Source organism: Streptomyces cahuitamycinicus (assembly GCF_002891435.1).
Classification (GTDB): Bacteria; Actinomycetota; Actinomycetes; order Streptomycetales; family Streptomycetaceae; genus Streptomyces; species Streptomyces cahuitamycinicus.
In genome coordinates, this window is the sequence record NZ_POUC01000066.1 from 1 (window position 1) to 16,407 (window position 16,407).

Below are 16,407 nucleotides of genomic sequence, written 5' to 3' on the forward strand. Positions count from 1 at the left end.
CTCCCACGGCACCCGTGTGCCAAGAACGAAGGACCTGCCATGCACAGCTCCTCGAGGCGCCGAATCACCGCGGTGGCCCTGTCCACCGTCGTCGCTGTCACCGGTGCCGCCTGTTCCTCCGGCTCGGGCAGCACCGACGCGAAGGGCGCCGACAGCGGCACGTACACCGTCTGGGATCCTTACCCGCAGTTCGCCAAGGGCTCGGCCTGGGTGAAGCTGCTGGACGAGTGCGGCGCCAAGGCCGGTGTGAAGATCAAGAGGACCGGCTTCGACACCAGCGACCTGGCGAACAAGGCGCTGCTGGCCGCCCAGCAGGACAACTCCGCGGACGTCCTCATCGTCGACAACCCCGTGGTGTCGACCCTGGCCGAGGCGGGCGTCCTCACCAGCACCGAGGACAACAAGCTGGACACCTCGAAGGCCGACCCCAACCTGCTGGCCGCCGGCCAGTCGGACGGCAAGACGTACGGCACCCCGATCGGCGCCAACACCCTGGCCCTCTACTACAACAAGGAGGTCCTGAAGGAGGCAGGGGTGGACATCGCCTCGGTCAAGGACTGGAAGTCGCTGACGGCCGCGCTGGCGAAGGTGAAGGCGGCGGGCAAGAAGGGCATCACGTTCTCCGCGATCGGCACGGAGGAGGGCAGCTTCCAGTTCCTGCCGTGGTTCTGGGGAGCGGGCGCGAAGCTGACCGAACTGGACTCCGCCCAGGCCGTATCCGCCCTGTCGCTGTGGAAGGACTGGCTGGGGCGGGGCTACGCCCCCAACTCGGTCATCAACAACACACAGACCACCAGCTGGCAGGAGTTCGCCGGTGGTGACTACGCCTTCGCCGAGAACGGAACGTGGCAGCTCGCCAACGCCGAGAAGGCCGGCTTCGAGTACGGCGTCCTGCCGATACCGGGTGCCGACGGGGGCAGCGCCGCCGCCCCGACCGGTGGCGAGTTCGTCACCCTCCCCGTCCAGGGCGACACCGGCCGCTACACCACGTCCCAGAAGCTGGCGACCTGCCTGACCAGCACCCAGAACCTGTACGACACCGACACCACCCTGTCCTACGTGGCCCCCACCGGCGAGGTGCAGGCCAAGCAGGTGGCGGCGAACGCCGAGCTGAAGCCGTGGGTCGAGGCCGTCAAGGCGGCCAAGGGGCGCACCAGCGACGACCTCGGCACCCAGTACCCGAAGATCTCCGAGCAGTTGTGGAAGGCCGTCCAGTCCGCCCTCAGCGGGGCCGAGTCCCCGAAGGACGCGCTCACTTCGGCGCAGGCCGCGGCCGAGTGACGAGGGCCCGATGAAACAGACGACCCATCCGCCGGACCACCCGTCGGCGCACGTCCGGAACGGGGCGGCCATCGCCGCCCCGCCCCCGGCCCCCGCGCGCGCACGGCGCCGTCCGGCCTCCGAGCAGTGGGCCGCCTGGGCGTTCCTCGCCCCGGTGACCCTCTACCTGGCCCTCTTCTACGCCTATCCGCTCTACCGCAACCTCGACCTGAGCCTGCGCGACTACACCGTCCGCTCCTTCGTCCAGGGCAACGCGCCCTTCACCGGCATCGAGAACTACCGGACCGTCCTCGACGACCCGACCTTCGCCCCCGCCCTGCTCCACACCGTGGTCTTCACCGGCGTCTGCCTGCTCTTCCAGTACGCCATCGGCCTCGCCCTCGCGGTCTTCTTCACCCAGCACTTCCGGCTGTCGGCGACCTTGCGCGCCCTGTTCCTGGTGCCGTGGCTGCTGCCGCTGATCGTGTCGGCGTCCACCTGGTCGTGGATGCTCAACAGTGACTCCGGCATCGTCAACGCGGCCCTGCACGCCGTCGGTATCGGGCCGGTGAACTGGCTGACCTCGCCGTCCTGGTCGCTGACCTCGGTGATCATCGCCAACATCTGGATCGGCGTCCCCTTCAACCTGGTGGTGCTCCACAGCGGCCTGCAGTCCATCCCCGCCAGCCTGTACGAGGCCGCCGCCCTGGACGGCGCGAACGCCTGGCAGCGGTTCTGGCGCATCACCTTCCCGCTGCTGCGCCCGGTGTCCGCGATCACCCTTCTCCTCGGCCTGATCTACACGCTCAAGGTCTTCGACATCATCTGGATCATGACCAAGGGCGGCCCGGCCGACTCGTCGACCACCTTCGCCACCTGGTCCTACCAACTCGGCTTCGGCAACCTCCTGCCCGCCTTCGGGCCCGGCGCGGCCGTCGGCAACCTGCTGGTCGTCGCCGCTCTGGTCTTCGGCCTGATCTACCTCAAGGTCCAGCGAAAGCAGGCGCTGTCATGAACCGACGCACCGGCCGCACGTGGTGGAAGACGGCCCTCGGCCTGCTGCTGACCGCACTCATGCTCTTCCCGGTCTACTGGATGCTCAACGTGTCCCTCACCCCGGCCCGGGACATGCGCAAGAGCCCACCGGACCTCTTCCCCGCCCACGGCACACTGGACGGCTACCGCACCGTCCTCGACGAGCAGTTGCCCTACCTCGGCACCAGCCTCGTCATCGGTCTGGGAACCGTCGTCCTGACCGTCGCCCTGTCCGCCCCCGCCGGCTACGCCCTGGCCAAGCTGCGCCCACGCGGCGGCGGCATCCTGAACTTCGTGCTCCTGGCAGCCCAGATGATCCCCGGCATCATCATGGCGATGGGCTTCTACGCCATCTACCTCCAGCTCGGCCTGCTCCAGTCCGTCCCCGGCCTGATCGTCGCCGACTCCACGCTGGCCGTCCCCTTCGGCGTGCTCATCTTCACCGCGTTCATGTCCGGCATCCCCGGTGAACTGCTCCAGGCCGCGAAGACCGATGGAGCGGGGGCCCTGCGGACCTTCTGGTCCGTCGTCCTGCCGATGAGCCGCAACGCCGTCGTCACGGTCTCGCTGTTCGCGTTCCTGTGGTCCTGGTCCGACTTCGTCTTCGCCGGCACCCTCGTCAACGGCGGCGCCCACGAGCCGATCACCCTCGGCATCTACCACTACATCGGCAACAACAACCAGGAGTGGAACGCCATCATGGCCACCGCCGTCGTGGCCTCGCTGCCCGCCGCGGTCATCCTCGTCCTCGCCCAGCGCTATGTCGCCGCCGGTGTGACCGCCGGGGCCGTCAAGGACTGACCACCTGCACCCTCCCCGCCACGACTGAGCCGCCTGCCTGCCGGCCGGCCGGTGACCCCTGCTCGAGAAACGAGTCAGCTTCATGACCGCCCCCCGATCCGGCCCGGCCTTCTCCGTCCACGACATCCCGTTCAGCACCCACGGGTCCTGGTTCGACATCTCACCCGTGGTGGCGGAGAAGACCTACGCCGAGGACCTGCACCTCGTCTCGCACCAGAACGGCATGCACGCCGTCCTGCGTCTCGTGCCCCGGGACCCGGTGACGGGCGACCGGTCCGAGACCCACGTCGAGACCACACCGGGCCTGCTCAGCTGGATCAGCACGAGCGGACGCATCGACCTCTCCTACGAGTCGCCCGACACCGTACGCCTGCGGGGGATCGGTCTCGGTATCAGCGTCGACGCTGCCGCGCGAACGCTCACCCCGTTCAGCGGAACGTACTTCTTCCGCGACCCGGCGGCGGACGCCCACGTGTTCACGTCCTACGAGACCGGACGCCGCTACCGCGTCACCGTTCTGTCCGGCACCGTCACCGAGACCCCCGGTACCCAGGCCCTGGGCAGCGGCCTCCGCGGCCTCGCCGTGACAGCGGAGGCCGGCGGCCACTGGGAGATCGCGATCGAGGAACTCGACACCGCCCGACCGCCGTACGCGTCCACGGCGCCGTTCGACGCGGTCACCGAGGCCGCGCAGACCCGGTTCGCGGACTTCGTCGACAAGGTGGCTCCGTGGCGCTCGTCCGACACCCCCGCCGCCGAACTCGCCGCCTACGTCGTCTGGTCGGCCACCGTACGCCCCACCGGATTGGTCACCCGGCCCGCCGTGCTGATGTCCAAGCACTGGATGGACAAGGTCTGGAGCTGGGACCACTGCTTCAACGCCCTGGCTCTGGCACCCGGTTGTCCCGACCTGGCCCTCGACCAGTTCGCCCTGCCCTTCGACCACCAGGACGACAGCGGCGCCCTGCCCGACTCCGTCACCCACTCCGAAGTCCTCTACAACTTCGTCAAACCGCCCATCCACGGCTGGACCTTCGGCCACCTGCGCCGGCGGCTGCCGACACCCCCCGGACCCGCCGAGCTCGCCCAGACCTACGACCGACTGGAACGCTGGACCGGCTTCTGGCTCACCGCGCGGCGAGCACCCGGCGCCGACCTGCCCCACTACCAGCACGGCAACGACAGCGGCTGGGACAACGCCACCACCTTCGACCCCGAGCGGGTCATCGAATCCGCCGACCTGGCCGCCTTCCTCGTCCTCCAGCTGCACGAACTGGCCGACCTGGCCGCCGCATTGGACAAGCGTGACGAGGCGAGCCGGTGGACGCAGGCAGCCGAGGACACTCAGACGGCGCTGCTCGGCCGGCTCTGGGCCACCGACAGGTTCGTGGCCAGGGGAGTCGGCACCGGGGACACCTGGAGCAGCTCCAGCCTCCTCGACCTGATGCCCGTCGTCCTCGGCGAGCACCTGCCCGCCGGCGTCAGCAGCACACTGGCCGACCGCATCAAGGCCCACCTCACGCCCTACGGCCTCGCCACCGAACTGCCCACCTCACCGCACTACCTCGCCGACGGCTACTGGCGCGGCCCCATCTGGGCCCCCGCCACCGTCCTCATCGAGGACGGATTGCGCCGCGCCGGCCACGAACGCCTCGCGGACGACATCAGCGCCCGCTTCCGCGCCCTGTGCGAAACCCACGGCTTCGCCGAGAACTTCGACGCGCTGACCGGAAAAGGCCTGCGCGACCGCGCGTACACCTGGACCGCCAGCAGCTACCTCCTCCTCGCCGAAGCACACGCACACCGAGACGGCCGCTGACCGGGCCGCCCCCGCACTGTCCGACCGGCCCCTCGCGCCGCCCGGGTGTCCGCGGGCGGAGGCGGGGCATACGGGCTTCACCCCCTTGGAGAGGAGCTCGTCTCATGCTCGGCATAGTCGCGGCGGTGTTGTTCTTCGTGGCGTTCCTGATCAACGCGGCAGAACTCGGCACCAACGATGTGTTCTCTTCGACCAACGTCATGCTGCTGGGCCTGATGTGCCTGGCTCTGCAGGTGGCCGGAGTCGGCGCCGGCTGGGCTCGCCGACGCTGACAGTCAGCCCTGAGGTCCGGTGGCGCCCTGCCACCGGACCTGCGGTCCGCCGGCCGAACACCGGCGTCCTTCGGCTGAGCCCAGTGCTGGCGCAGCCCTCTGAGCTGGACAGACGGAGCGTTTTCCGCGCACAAAGATGCGTCAACCCGTCGTTGACCTCCTCTTCGCGGCCGGGCCAAGGTGATGGGGACAGCGGATGCCGATCATCCGCTGTCGGTCACCGAACCGCGTAGGGGAGGCCGCGATGCTCCGGACAGAGAGCCGCGAACACGACAAGCTCAAGGAAGACACCGAGGCGGATGCCCAGGAGATGACGGCGACGGCCGAGCCGCCACCGCCGACGGCCGACCGCCACCTCTTCTTCCAGCGGTGCCTCTGGTGCGGCACCCCTGCCTACCGTCGCTCGTTCTGCCGTGCCTGCGGAGCCACCACCTTCGAGCGGGAGCGCAGCACCGGCGCCGGGGTCCTCGTTCGCCGTAGCGGCCAGGCCCCGCTCAACACCTGGTTCGTCGCGATGGCCGAGGGCTTCAACCTGGTCTGCCAGGTCACCGGCACGGAACCGGTCGTGGTCGCGGTCGGGGCGAGAGTACGCGTCGTGCGGGGCGCGGCTCCGCGCGGCCAAGGGTTTCCCCTGGTCGAACTCACCCACCGGGCGACGTCCTTGGAGCGCTGGTGGTGAAGGGACCCGGCCCCGCCACGCCCGCGGCCGGCCGGGGCGATCAGGGAGGGCAGCGCATGAGCAGGCAGCACCAGAAGCCGGACGGACGGGCCGACGACCCCCGTGCAGCGGGGCGCGGTGCCCTGGACGGCCTGCGCATCGCCGACTTCTCCAGGGTTCTCGCGGGGCCGTACGCCACCATGCTCCTCGCCGACCTCGGCGCCGACGTGATCAAGATCGAGCGGCCCGGCACGGGGGACGACACCCGGGCGTGGCACCCGCCGGCGGATCAGGACGGCATCTCGACCTACTTCCTGAGCGTCAACCGGAACAAGAGGTCGATCGTCCTGGACCTGACCGAGGAGGCCGGACGCGCACAGGCACACGACCTGATCGCCGGATCCGACGTGCTGGTGGAGAACTTCCGGCCCGGCACGATGGAGCGGCTGGGCCTCGGCCACACGGAGCTCCGTGAGCGGCACCCGGAGCTGATCTACTGCTCCATCAGCGGCTTCGGCAGCGGCGCGGGCGCGGCGATCCCCGGATACGACCTGCTCGTGCAGGCCGTCGGAGGCCTGATGAGCGTGACCGGGCAGACACACGGGGAACCGATGAAGGCAGGCGTAGCCCTTGTCGACGTGATCACCGGGCTGCATGCCTCCCTCGGCATCCTGGCGGCCCTCCGGCACCGCGACGCCACCGGCCAGGGCCAACTGGTGGAGGTGAATCTCCTCACCTCGCTGCTGTCGGCCATGGTCAACCAGGCCTCGGCGTTCGCCGTCGCCGGTGTGGTCCCGGGCCGCATGGGCAACGCGCACCCGAGCATCGCGCCGTACGAAACCCTCCCCACCGCCGATCGACCGATCGCTCTCGCGGTGGGCAACGACCGGCAGTTCGCGGCGCTGTGCGAGGCCGTCGGGAAGCCCGGTCTCGCCCACGACGACCGTTTCCGCACCAACGCGGACCGGGTCGCCCACCGCGTCGAACTGCGGGACATCCTGACCAGGCGGCTCGGTGCGGCGAGCGCCGACCACTGGTCGACCGTCCTGCTCGCGGCAGGGGTGCCCGCCGGGCCGGTCAACACCCTCGACGAAGCCTTCGCCTTCGCCCACCGGCTCGGCCTTCCCGGCATCGTCGACATCCCCGGCGCAGCCGTTGGCAGCGGCGAGGGCACACCCTCCCGCCAGGTGGCGCACCCCATAGCGCTGAGCGGGACACCCGCTCGGTACCTCCTCCCGCCGCCCGGCCTGGGCCGGCACACCGCGGAGATCCTCGACGGCCCGCTCGACCGCTCCGACGATGCCTCCGGGTGACGCCCAGCGCGGCCCAGGCCGCCGCACGGGGCACCGGCACCGGCACCTCACCGACCTCGCTTCTCCTACCCTGATGACAAGGAACCCCAGCATGAGCGGCACGCCCCTGAAGGACCCCCTCGACCTGCTCGACATCGCATCCGTCCTCACCGACGAGGAGCGCGAGATCCAGGCCACCGTCGCCAAGTTCCTCGCCGACCGGGTGCGCCCGCACATCGGCGAGTGGTTCGAGAACGCGCACTTCGCCCGCGAACTCGCCCCGGAACTCGGCAAGTTGGGTGTGCTCGGCATGCACCTCGAAGGCTACGGCTGCGCCGGGACGAACGCGGTGAGCTACGGTCTGGCATGCCTGGAGCTGGAGGCGGCGGACTCCGGCTTCCGCAGCTTCGTCTCCGTGCAGGGCTCGCTGTCGATGTTCTCCATCTGGAAGTGGGGCTCACAGGAGCAGAAGCAGGAGTGGCTACCCCGGCTGGCCGCCGGCGCGGCGATCGGCTGCTTCGGCCTGACCGAACCAGACTTCGGCAGCGACCCCTCCGGCATGCGCACCAAAGCCGTCCGCGACGGTGACGACTGGATCCTGAACGGCTCCAAGATGTGGATCACCAACGGCGGCATCGCCGACGTCGCCACCGTCTGGGCGCAGACCGAGGACGGTGTCCGCGGCTTCCTCGTGCCCCGCGGCACCCCAGGCTTCACCACGCAGGACATCAAGCAGAAGATGTCGCTGCGAGCCTCCATCACCTCCGAGCTCTACTTCGACCAGGTCCGGCTGCCCGACTCCGCGCGGCTGCCCTTGGCAGAGGGCCTGCGCGGACCGCTGTCCTGCCTGAACGAGGCCCGCTTCGGCATCCTCTTCGGCGTCCTGGGCGCGGCCCGGGACTCGCTGCAGACCGCGATCGGCTACGCCGACTCCCGCGTGCAGTTCGGCAAGCCGATCAGCGCCTTCCAGCTCACCCAGAGGAAGCTCACCGACATGTCCGTGTCCCTGGGCGGCGCCGCGCTCCTCGCCGTGCACCTGGGCCGGCTGAAGGACCAGCACCGCATCCGGCCCGAGCAGATCAGCGTGGGCAAGCTCAACAACGTCCGGGAAGCCATCGCCATCGCGCGGGAGTGCCGCACCGTCCTCGGCGCCAACGGCGTCTCCCTGGAGTACTCGCCCCTGCGTCACGCCAACAACCTCGAGTCCGTCCGTACGTATGAGGGCACCGACGAGATGCACACGCTCGTCGTCGGTCAGGCGATCACCGGCTATCCGGCGTTCCGCTGACCACCCGGAACCGGAGGAGGAGGCGGCCGTCGTCTCCGGCGGACGCGGGGTCGGAGGAGCCGAGGGCTTGACTTGTTCGCCGTGGCTCCCCAGCTGACCCGGGCAGTGGCCACCCGCCGGTCGGCCGGCTGAGACACCCACCACGGCGAGAGCTCCCGCCCCCTGTCACGTGACAGGGGGCGGGAGCTCTCGCGTTTGCTGTCCACCCCTCAGCCGGCCAGGCGTCGGAACCGGCTGCCGTGGAACACCAGCGCCTCCTGGTCCGGTTCGGCCCTCCGCTCAAGCGGGCTGGTAGTCGAAGAAGCCCTGCCCCGACTTGCGGCCCAGCAGACCCGACTCGACCATGCGGCGCAGCAGCGGGGGAGGGGCGTACAACGGCTCCCGGTACTCGGTGTAGAGCGCTTCGCCTATCGCCGCCACGGTGTCCAGTCCGATGAGGTCGGCGAGACGCAGCGGCCCCATGGGATGAGCGCACCCGGCCGTCATGCCCGTGTCGATGTCCTCCGCGGTGGCCGTGCCGGAGGCGACCATGCGCACCGCGGCCAACAGGTAGGGAACCAGCAGGGAGTTCACCACGAAGCCCGCGCGGTCCTGCGCGACGATCGTTCGCTTGCCCAGGACGTCACCCGCGAAGGCCCGTACGCGCTGCTCGGTGCTCTTCGAGGTGTGCAGGGAGGGGACGATCTCGATCAGGGGCATGACGGGGACCGGGTTGAAGAAGTGCAGGCCGATCACCGTCTCCGGACGGCCGGCAGCGGCCGCGAGCCGGGCGATGGGGATCGAGGAGGTGTTGCTGGCGAGTACGGTCGCCGGGTCCGTGACCACGTCGCCCAGCTGCCGGAAGAGTGCCGTCTTGGCGCGCTCGTCCTCGACGGCGGCCTCGATGACCAGGTCCGCCCCGCCCAGGCGGGAGAAATCCTCGGTGACCGAGATCCCGGCCAGGGCGTGCGCGCGGTCCTCGGGCACGATGGCGCCGCGCTTCTCAGCCTTGAGCAGGGAGTCGGCCACGCCGGCCAGTCCGGCCCGGGCCCGGTCCTCGGTCACGTCGCACAACGTGACGTGCAGCCCGGCCCGGGCGCACACCTCGGTGATGCCCCGGCCCATCTGGCCCGCGCCCACGACGCCCACGTGTCTGATCGCTGTCATGTGTTCCTCCGCCTGTCCCTCGGCCGGGCGGCGGCCGGCCGGTGCCCGGCACGGTGATGTGCCGCCGTGTCGAGCGTAGGCCGCGTGCACCCCCGCGGACCTGCCCGGACGGTGCGCCATCCACGTACAAACGTGCGCCGCTGGAGGGGGTGCGGGCACCTGGCCGTCCAGGCATGCCGAAAGGGTGTCCGGGGCATGCCGGACACCTGACGGGACGATGCTTCAGGCTGTGGCCGTCGCGGCGGCGGCCTCCCGCAGCCGGCGGATCACGCCGCGTACCGCAGGCGAGGTCTCCCCCTTGCGGCAGGCGCCGACCAGCCGGGTGGTCAGCGCCACGTCGGCCAGCGGCCGGTAAGCCACTCCCGGGATCTGGACACGGCGCAGCGAATTGGGCACCAGGGCAACCGCGAGACCACCGCCCACCATGGTCAGAGCCGCGATGAAGTCCCGCACCGGGGGAGCGCACCGGGGACTGAAACCGCCCTGTTCCGCCACTTCGAGGATCTGGTCGCGGCAGCCGTACTCCTCGTCGAAGTGCGGGGCCACGAAGCACTCGTCGCGCAGTTGTGCCGCCGGGACGGCGTCGTACGCCGCGAGAGGTGCTCCGGCCGGCAGCGCCAGGACGACCTGCTCGGTGAGCAGGCAGGTCGCCGTGACCTCGGGTGGGTACTCCGGCCTGAAACGCAGGAAACCGACGTCGATGTCCCCGCAGACCAGCGCCTCCAGCTGGGCAGGTGTTTCCAACTCCCGTACCTGTACCGTCAGTTCGGTACCAGGGGCCGCGCAGCGGGTGAGGACGTCGGTCAGTACCCCGGAGAACGCCGCGGAGGCGACGTACGCGATCTGCGCGTGTCCCAGCTCCCCACGACCGGCACGCCGACCCACCGCCTCGGCCCGGGCGGCCTGAGCGAGGGTCAGCCGCGCCTCTTCGAGGAACAGCCGTCCGGCACCGGTCAGTGCCGGGCGAGTCCGCCGCCCGCGGTCGACGAGCCGCACACCCAGGTGGGACTCCAGCGCTCTGATCTGGGCGCTGAGCGCCGACGGTGCGAGATGCAGACGGTCCGAGGCCCGGGCGAAGTGCAGTTCCTCCGCGACGACGACGAACGACTCCAGCCAGCGCAGTTCCACCGGTACCTCCGTCGTGCCGGGATCACCCCGCGGCGGCGTCAGGGCAGAACAGGACCGCCGCGGGGCGAGTTCGGGGCGTCTTGCGGGTTCAGGGGATCACGACGTAGTTACTGAATCCACCGTCGCGATCCGTCACTCGTCCCGAGATCGCTTCGTTGACCTCGGCCAGCGGGAAGGGTTTGGTGATCAGGTACGACAGGTCCAGGGTCCCGGTCGCCACCATGTCGGCGACTTCCTGGCCCTGCGCGGTGGTGAACCAGTTGGAGCCGATCAGCTGGACCTGCTCGTCCATGAGCCACTTCACGTCCACGGGCAGCCGGTCGGCCACCCCGCCGACGTTGACGACCCTGCCGCCGCGGCGGACGCCCTGCATGGAGTCGAGCATCGTCTCCACCGGAGCCTTGGCGCCGAGCGCACTGATGACGAAGTCCGCTCCCTCGCCGCCGGTGCGGGACTTGGCCCACTCCCCGGTGGAGCCCTCGCCCAGCCGCATGACCTCGATGCGGTCCGGCGCCAACGCCTTGACGCGCTTCAGGAGTTCCTCGTTGCGGCCGGTGCCGAGAACCCTGGACACACCGGACGCCAGCGCGAGGAGGGTGGAGGCGACACCGAGTGTGCCCGTGACTCCGTCGATCAGCGCCACCTGCCCGGGAGCGGCCGCGGCGTTCTTCAGGGCGCCGTAGGAGGTTCCGATGTAGCCGAGCTTGCCGGCCTGCTCGAACGTCATGGTGTCGGGGATGTTGACGATCGCGTGCTGCGGCGCGGTCATGTACTCGGCGAAGCCGCCGTAGGGGTAGAGGTCGAAGATCCGCTGGCCGTCGCGGGAGGTGCTGAAGTAGCCGTTCAGGGTGAAGTAGCGGCATCGGCTGAGTTCACCGCCGCGGCACACCTGGCAGCTGCCGCAGGAGCGCAGCGGGCTCACGTAGACCCGGTCGCCGGGCTTGGTGTTGAGCACCGCCTCGCCGACCGCCTCGACCACACCCGCGGGGTCGAGCCCGAAGATCGCGGGGAGCTGGGGCAGCGGCTGATGCGGGTACCAGGTGGGCCAGTTGTTGATCACATTGGCCATGTTCGGCACGATTCCGCATGCCTTGACCCGCACCAGCACGTCGGTCGGCCTCGGCGTGGGCACGTCGATCGTGTCCACGGACATCGGGGCACCGAGTTCGTGCAGTCGCGCGGCGAGCATTTTCGCCATGGAAATACTCCTGAAATGATGAGCCGTACGGTGCCTATACCGGGGAATGGGCGAACGGGTCCGGATAATTGTCTTCCAGGTCGATGTCCAGGAGTCCCATGATGCGGACGCCGGAGTTGTACCAGGCGACGGACAACGACAGTTCGACCATTTGCCGGCTCGTCAGGTGTGCGGCGGCGGCCTGCCAGGTCTCCTCCGAGACGTCGACCTGGAGGGTGGACTCCCTGGCGAGTCGCATGACCGCCTTCTCCGTCTCGTCGAACAGGCCGGAGTGCTCGAAGTCGGCCACCGCCGCGAGCTGTTCCCCGGTGAGCCCGGCCTTGAGGCCGTGCGACTGATGATGGGCGACCTCGTACGCCGACCGGGTCGCGTGACCCACGGTCAGGATCGCCAGTTCCCGCAGCCTGGGGCTGAGATCGGCGGCCCGCAGCGAGTTGGCGTAAGTCAGGAAGGCGTCCAGCTGGGTGGGCGCGTGGGTGAGGGCGAGGAAGATGTTCGCCGTCGGGACTTTGCGTTCGGTCTCCAGCCGGTCGTACAGCGGCTTCAACGACTCGTCCGCGTCCTCGCGGCGCAGATACGGAACTCGTGCCATGGCGTCTCCTAGGGTGCGGTGCGGTGCGGTGCGGGCGGAAGGTCAGGGGAGGGGCTGCTCCAGCAGGAACCGCTCCAGCGACATCGGATTCGGCTGCTCGGCAGGGGGAATCTGCGGCGCGCCGACGAACGGCGACGCCTCGAAGTACCACTTCTCCAGGGCGGGGAGCCCCCACCGCACATTCGTGCTCAGCGATGCCGCGTCCCAGCGCACCGGCTCGACTTCGGTGTCGATCGTCTGGTAGTGGCTGTTGAAGACCTCGACCCGGTGGCCGTCGGGGTCGCGGAGGTAGGCGAACAGCATCCCGCCGGGACCGTGCCGCCCGGGGCCGCGCTCGACCCCTTCGCCGTAGCCGAGGATGCCCGCCCAGTCGCACGCGGTGAAGATGTCGCGGCTCTCGGAGACGATGTAGGCGAAGTGGTGCAGCGCGGGCCCGCTGTTCTCGACGATCGCGAGGTCGAGGCACGTGCCCTTGCGGTACATGAACGCGCTCAGCAGCTTGTCGCCGTGCTCCAGGTACTCCGAGTTGCGAAAACCCAGCTCGCTGTAGAAGGCACACAGCTCGTAGGCGTCGGGCGCGAAGATCTGGTAGTGGTCAAGCCGCTGCGCGTGGGCGCCCTTGTACTGCTGGAAGTCGATGTGCAGCCGCGGCCGGGTCTCCATGTGCGCGCACAGTTCGAGCGGCGTACCGATGGGATCACTGACGTGCAGGGTACGGCCCTGATATGGGGCGTCCACCCACTCGGCGGGCAGGCCGCGGTCGCGGAACCAGGCGTACGCGAGATCGAGGTCCTCGTCGAAGGAGACCCGGAAGCCGATCCTCCGGCACGTGCCCGCGCCCTCTTCGTCGAGCTCCAGGACGAGGCTGTGGTGGCAGGCCTCGGCCAGGCCGCGCAGGTAGCAGGTGCGCTCGTCCTCGTCGCTGACGACGAGCCCCAGGGCGTTCACGTAGAAGTTCCGGCTCTCGGCCAGATCGGCGACGGTGAGCCGGACATGGCCGGCGCGGGTGATGTTGAAACTCGGGCGCAAATTGACGGGTGGCAGCATGGGGTCTCCGTGCTCCGATCGGCTCTGTATTTCGATGACTGTAATACTTCGGACTGCTTTTACGGCTCGGTCGTAGAAGGGCCGGAATCGGAGAATGCGAAGGCGGACCATCCGCTGAATTCCGCGGATTCGCCGAGGGACTCCTCGATGCGCAGAACCTCGTTCCACTTGGCCATGCGCTCGGAGCGGGTGAACGAGCCCACCTTGAGCTGTCCCGCGTCCCAACCGACGCTGAGATGGGCGATGGTGACGTCCTCGCTCTCACCGGACCGGGCCGAGACGATGGTGCCGAAGCCGGCGTCCTTCCCGGCCCGCAGCGCCTGGAACGCCTCCGTGACCGTGCCGGCCTGGTTCGGCTTGACGAGGACGGCGTTGGCGGCCCCGCCGGTGGCCGCGGCCTCCACCCGCTTGGCATTGGTGACCAGGTAGTCGTCTCCGATCACCTGGCAGTGGTGGCCGTGGCGCCGGGTGAACTCCACCATGCCCTCGGTGTCGTCCTCGCCCACCGGGTCCTCGACGGAGAGGATCGGATACTGCTCGATCCAGCGGCCCAGCATCTCGATCAGCGCTGTGGTGTCCAGCGTGCGGTCGTCCAGAGCCAGCGTGTACCGCCCTCCGCTGCCGAACTGCGAGGCCGCGATGTCCAGCGAGATGCCGACCTGCGTCGAGGGTGCGAAACCGGCCTTCTCGATCGCCCGGGTGAGCGTTTCCAGGGCCTCCTCGTTGGAGTCGAACGCGGGCCAGAAACCGCCCTCGTCGGCCACACCCTGGGCCTTGCCCGCCTTGCGCATCAGACTGCCGGCCGCCCGGTAGATCTCCGCGGTCCAGTCGAGGGCCTCGGAGAAGCTGCCCGCCGCAGGGCACACGACCATGAAGTCCTGGACGTCGACGCGACGGTCCGCATGGGCACCGCCGCCGAAGATCTGGATCTCCGGCAGCGGGATCCGGACCGGCCGTCCGCCCGCCAGGTGCTGCCACAGCGGTACGCCCTGCGACGCCGCGGCGGCGTGCAGGACCGCCATGGACGTGGCGACGATCGCGTTGCCGCCGAGGCGGCCGCGGTCGGGAGTTCCGTCGAGGTCGACCAGGAGCCGGTCGACGGCCTCCTGATCACTCGCGTCGCGGTCCAGGAGCGCGGGGGCGATCTCGTGGTTCACCGAACCGACCGCCCGCTGGACGTCCAGCCCGCCGAAGCGGCTGCCACCGTCACGCAGGTCGAGCGCCTCGCCCTGACCCGTCGACGCGCCTGCCGGTGCGATGGCCCGGCCGATCGCCCCGTCCGCCAGATGAGCTTCGACCTCCACGGTGGGGCGCCCGCGGGAATCCCACACCCTGCGGCCATAGAGCTCGGCGATCCGCGCGTCTGTCATGGCGGGGCGACCTTTCGGAGTTCGGGTGATCGGGGCGCCGGGCGGTTACACGGGCCTGCCACCCAGAAGGAGGGGGCACTCCCGCAGCGGGCGGCATGTTCATCCGCTGCGGCTCAGCTTGTGCTAACGATAGCGCAATCGTGCGAACGCTCGGGGGTTCTGTCAAGAGGCGAGCGGTGCTGCAAGGTGCGCTTGTCTTGCTGATCTGCGCCACTCTTCGCCTCGCTCAAGGTCGATGCTATCGTTCGCACAACCCGCCGGTGAGACCGGGACGCCGCGGAAGAGACTCCGGTGAGCCCGCCCTGTCCTGGACGGACGGACAGCACAGGCAGCGCGGGCTCGCCGGGCCCGATCGCGGCCGACAGGAAAGCGAGCCCTCATGACCCCTGAGCCCTCTGTGGCCCCCATGACCCTGACCACAGTCATGGCCAGCACGCGTCCAGGGCGCGTGGGACGGTCCGTCGCGGACTGGTTCACCGCACGGGCCGCGCAGTGCGAGCAGTTCGATTCACACATGGTCGACCTGCGCGAACTCGGCCTCCCGTTCTACGACGAGCCGCATCCGCCCGCTCTTCAGCAGTACACGCACAGCCACACCCGCACCTGGAGCCGTATCGTCGACGCCTCGGACGCGTTCGTGTTCGTCACCCCGGAGTACAACGGAGGCTTCCCGGCCCCGCTGAAGAACGCGTGGGACTACCTCGTCGTGGAGTGGCAGCACAAGCCGGCCGCGTTCGTCAGCTACGGAGGCGTCTCGGCGGGCACCAGGGCCGTGCAGATGGCCAAGCAGGTGGTGGCCAACCTGAGGATGCTGCCGATCGGCCCGACCGTGAGCATCCCGTTCGTCGGTGAACACGTCCAGGACGGAGCCTTCCGGGCCGGCAAGATCCATGAGGCCGCGGCCGAGCACATGCTCGACGAGCTCGTGCGCACCGCGGCGGTCATGCGGGGGCTGCGGAGGGAAACGTACTGAGGGGCGCAACGTATGGAGGGGCGCCAGCGTACGGAGGGCGCCACTGCCCCTGTGGGTTTGTCCGGGGACCAGGCCGCGTTCCGGCGAGGCCCAGGGCAGCAGGGCGTGATGCCCGACCTGCTGTGGGACGACGTCAAGAGCTTCTTCGACCCCGTCGTGACGGGTTCGCTGCCGGACGCGCGTGCCCCGGACACCTCGGCGGAGGACCGGCAGGCCGTGCTTGATCTGGTGCGGTCGCAGGGGCGGTCGTACGAGTACTCCGAGGATGGTGTCGTCATCCGGCTGCCGCGTGCTGCGGACATGCTGACCCGCAGCGCGGGCGCCGACGCGGTGCCGCGGGGCCGGCCGGTCCCTGGATTCCTGGTGATCTCTCGGGCGTACGAGGCGGGGGATCGACTTCGACGTGGACGTGCGGGAGTTGCAGGGCCAGGTCGGCGTTGATGTGCTGTGCCGTCTGTTGCGGGCGATCGGGCGACGGCTGGCCAACCGGTGCTGGTGACCCCGGAGTCGGATCCTCTTCACCCGGTC

The 16,407-nt window shown here is 69.7% G+C and carries 16 protein-coding genes; 10 read left to right on the forward strand and 6 right to left on the reverse strand.

The genetic code is table 11. The annotated features are described in order from the left end of the window. Positions 1–39: 39 nt before the first annotated feature. The 8 genes from C1J00_RS12040 (at position 40) to C1J00_RS12070 (ending at position 8,425) form a co-directional block, all read left to right on the forward strand. Positions 40–1,281 carry a sugar ABC transporter substrate-binding protein gene (locus C1J00_RS12040; RefSeq protein WP_102909038.1) on the forward strand — a complete coding sequence of 414 codons (1,242 nt, stop codon included), beginning with the start codon at positions 40–42 and terminating at the stop codon, positions 1,279–1,281. Between the two features lie 10 nt (positions 1,282–1,291). Next, positions 1,292–2,275 carry a carbohydrate ABC transporter permease gene (locus C1J00_RS12045; RefSeq protein WP_102909039.1) on the forward strand — a complete coding sequence of 328 codons (984 nt, stop codon included), beginning with the start codon at positions 1,292–1,294 and terminating at the stop codon, positions 2,273–2,275. Continuing rightward, on the forward strand, positions 2,272–3,096 hold the full coding sequence (locus C1J00_RS12050; protein WP_102909040.1) for a carbohydrate ABC transporter permease: 825 nt from the start codon (positions 2,272–2,274) through the stop codon (positions 3,094–3,096). Before C1J00_RS12045 ends, C1J00_RS12050 begins: the two co-directional genes overlap by 4 nt. A gap of 82 nt (positions 3,097–3,178) precedes the next feature. Further along, positions 3,179–4,915 (forward strand): amylo-alpha-1,6-glucosidase, encoded by a 1,737-nt coding sequence (locus C1J00_RS12055; RefSeq protein ID WP_102909041.1) that lies wholly within the window; start codon positions 3,179–3,181, stop codon positions 4,913–4,915. A gap of 104 nt (positions 4,916–5,019) precedes the next feature. Further along, a complete protein-coding gene (locus tag C1J00_RS45220; protein WP_167455432.1) occupies positions 5,020–5,187 on the forward strand; it encodes a hypothetical protein in 168 nt (55 codons plus the stop codon). A gap of 244 nt (positions 5,188–5,431) precedes the next feature. Beyond that, positions 5,432–5,866 carry a zinc ribbon domain-containing protein gene (locus C1J00_RS12060; RefSeq protein WP_102909042.1) on the forward strand — a complete coding sequence of 145 codons (435 nt, stop codon included), beginning with the start codon at positions 5,432–5,434 and terminating at the stop codon, positions 5,864–5,866. A gap of 56 nt (positions 5,867–5,922) precedes the next feature. Beyond that, positions 5,923–7,158 (forward strand): CaiB/BaiF CoA transferase family protein, encoded by a 1,236-nt coding sequence (locus C1J00_RS12065; RefSeq protein ID WP_102909043.1) that lies wholly within the window; start codon positions 5,923–5,925, stop codon positions 7,156–7,158. A 91-nt stretch (positions 7,159–7,249) separates the two neighbouring features. Beyond that, positions 7,250–8,425 (forward strand): acyl-CoA dehydrogenase family protein, encoded by a 1,176-nt coding sequence (locus C1J00_RS12070; protein ID WP_102909044.1) that lies wholly within the window; start codon positions 7,250–7,252, stop codon positions 8,423–8,425. A 279-nt stretch (positions 8,426–8,704) separates the two neighbouring features. Here C1J00_RS12070 and C1J00_RS12075 read toward each other — a convergent pair whose 3' ends face one another. The 6 genes from C1J00_RS12075 to eno all read right to left on the reverse strand — a co-directional run bounded on the left by C1J00_RS12075 (position 8,705) and on the right by eno (position 14,906). After that, positions 8,705–9,571, reverse strand: coding sequence for a 3-hydroxybutyryl-CoA dehydrogenase (locus tag C1J00_RS12075; RefSeq protein ID WP_102909045.1), 867 nt, complete (start codon positions 9,569–9,571; stop codon positions 8,705–8,707). A gap of 222 nt (positions 9,572–9,793) precedes the next feature. After that, positions 9,794–10,699: a LysR substrate-binding domain-containing protein gene (locus tag C1J00_RS12080; protein WP_102909046.1), complete on the reverse strand. Its 906-nt coding sequence runs from the start codon at positions 10,697–10,699 to the stop codon at positions 9,794–9,796. An 88-nt stretch (positions 10,700–10,787) separates the two neighbouring features. Next, entirely contained in the window at positions 10,788–11,897 is a 1,110-nt protein-coding gene (locus tag C1J00_RS12085) for an alcohol dehydrogenase catalytic domain-containing protein (protein WP_180989516.1), read from the reverse strand. A 34-nt stretch (positions 11,898–11,931) separates the two neighbouring features. After that, the gene (locus C1J00_RS12090; RefSeq protein ID WP_102909048.1) at positions 11,932–12,489 is read right to left on the reverse strand and encodes a carboxymuconolactone decarboxylase family protein; all 558 of its coding nucleotides are present in this window, start codon (positions 12,487–12,489) and stop codon (positions 11,932–11,934) included. Positions 12,490–12,531: 42 nt separating this feature from the next. Continuing rightward, entirely contained in the window at positions 12,532–13,536 is a 1,005-nt protein-coding gene (locus C1J00_RS12095) for a VOC family protein (RefSeq protein ID WP_102909049.1), read from the reverse strand. Positions 13,537–13,595: 59 nt separating this feature from the next. Then, a complete protein-coding gene (eno, locus tag C1J00_RS12100) occupies positions 13,596–14,906 on the reverse strand; it encodes a phosphopyruvate hydratase (RefSeq protein WP_102909050.1) in 1,311 nt (436 codons plus the stop codon). Between the two features lie 406 nt (positions 14,907–15,312). Between eno and C1J00_RS12105 the strand changes: the two genes are divergently transcribed. Next, entirely contained in the window at positions 15,313–15,879 is a 567-nt protein-coding gene (locus C1J00_RS12105; RefSeq protein ID WP_245936315.1) for an NADPH-dependent FMN reductase, read from the forward strand. Between the two features lie 108 nt (positions 15,880–15,987). Then, positions 15,988–16,320 carry a hypothetical protein gene (locus tag C1J00_RS12110; protein WP_342751707.1) on the forward strand — a complete coding sequence of 111 codons (333 nt, stop codon included), beginning with the start codon at positions 15,988–15,990 and terminating at the stop codon, positions 16,318–16,320. Positions 16,321–16,407: the final 87 nt, after the last annotated feature.

Excerpts from the sequence above, each read along its gene's own strand:
- C1J00_RS12040 (WP_102909038.1), top strand. The coding sequence starts at position 40 with ATGCACAGCTCCTCGAGGCGCCGAATCACCGCGGTGGCCCTGTCCACC.
- C1J00_RS12045 (WP_102909039.1), top strand. The coding sequence starts at position 1,292 with ATGAAACAGACGACCCATCCGCCGGACCACCCGTCGGCGCACGTCCGG.
- C1J00_RS12050 (WP_102909040.1), top strand. The coding sequence starts at position 2,272 with ATGAACCGACGCACCGGCCGCACGTGGTGGAAGACGGCCCTCGGCCTG.
- C1J00_RS12055 (WP_102909041.1), top strand. The coding sequence starts at position 3,179 with ATGACCGCCCCCCGATCCGGCCCGGCCTTCTCCGTCCACGACATCCCG.
- C1J00_RS45220 (WP_167455432.1), top strand. The coding sequence starts at position 5,020 with ATGCTCGGCATAGTCGCGGCGGTGTTGTTCTTCGTGGCGTTCCTGATC.
- C1J00_RS12060 (WP_102909042.1), top strand. The coding sequence starts at position 5,432 with ATGCTCCGGACAGAGAGCCGCGAACACGACAAGCTCAAGGAAGACACC.
- C1J00_RS12065 (WP_102909043.1), top strand. The coding sequence starts at position 5,923 with ATGAGCAGGCAGCACCAGAAGCCGGACGGACGGGCCGACGACCCCCGT.
- C1J00_RS12070 (WP_102909044.1), top strand. The coding sequence starts at position 7,250 with ATGAGCGGCACGCCCCTGAAGGACCCCCTCGACCTGCTCGACATCGCA.
- C1J00_RS12075 (WP_102909045.1), bottom strand. The coding sequence starts at position 9,571 with ATGACAGCGATCAGACACGTGGGCGTCGTGGGCGCGGGCCAGATGGGC.
- C1J00_RS12085 (WP_180989516.1), bottom strand. The coding sequence starts at position 11,897 with ATGGCGAAAATGCTCGCCGCGCGACTGCACGAACTCGGTGCCCCGATG.
- C1J00_RS12090 (WP_102909048.1), bottom strand. The coding sequence starts at position 12,489 with ATGGCACGAGTTCCGTATCTGCGCCGCGAGGACGCGGACGAGTCGTTG.
- C1J00_RS12095 (WP_102909049.1), bottom strand. The coding sequence starts at position 13,536 with ATGCTGCCACCCGTCAATTTGCGCCCGAGTTTCAACATCACCCGCGCC.
- eno (WP_102909050.1), bottom strand. The coding sequence starts at position 14,906 with ATGACAGACGCGCGGATCGCCGAGCTCTATGGCCGCAGGGTGTGGGAT.
- C1J00_RS12105 (WP_245936315.1), top strand. The coding sequence starts at position 15,313 with ATGACCCTGACCACAGTCATGGCCAGCACGCGTCCAGGGCGCGTGGGA.
- C1J00_RS12110 (WP_342751707.1), top strand. The coding sequence starts at position 15,988 with ATGCCCGACCTGCTGTGGGACGACGTCAAGAGCTTCTTCGACCCCGTC.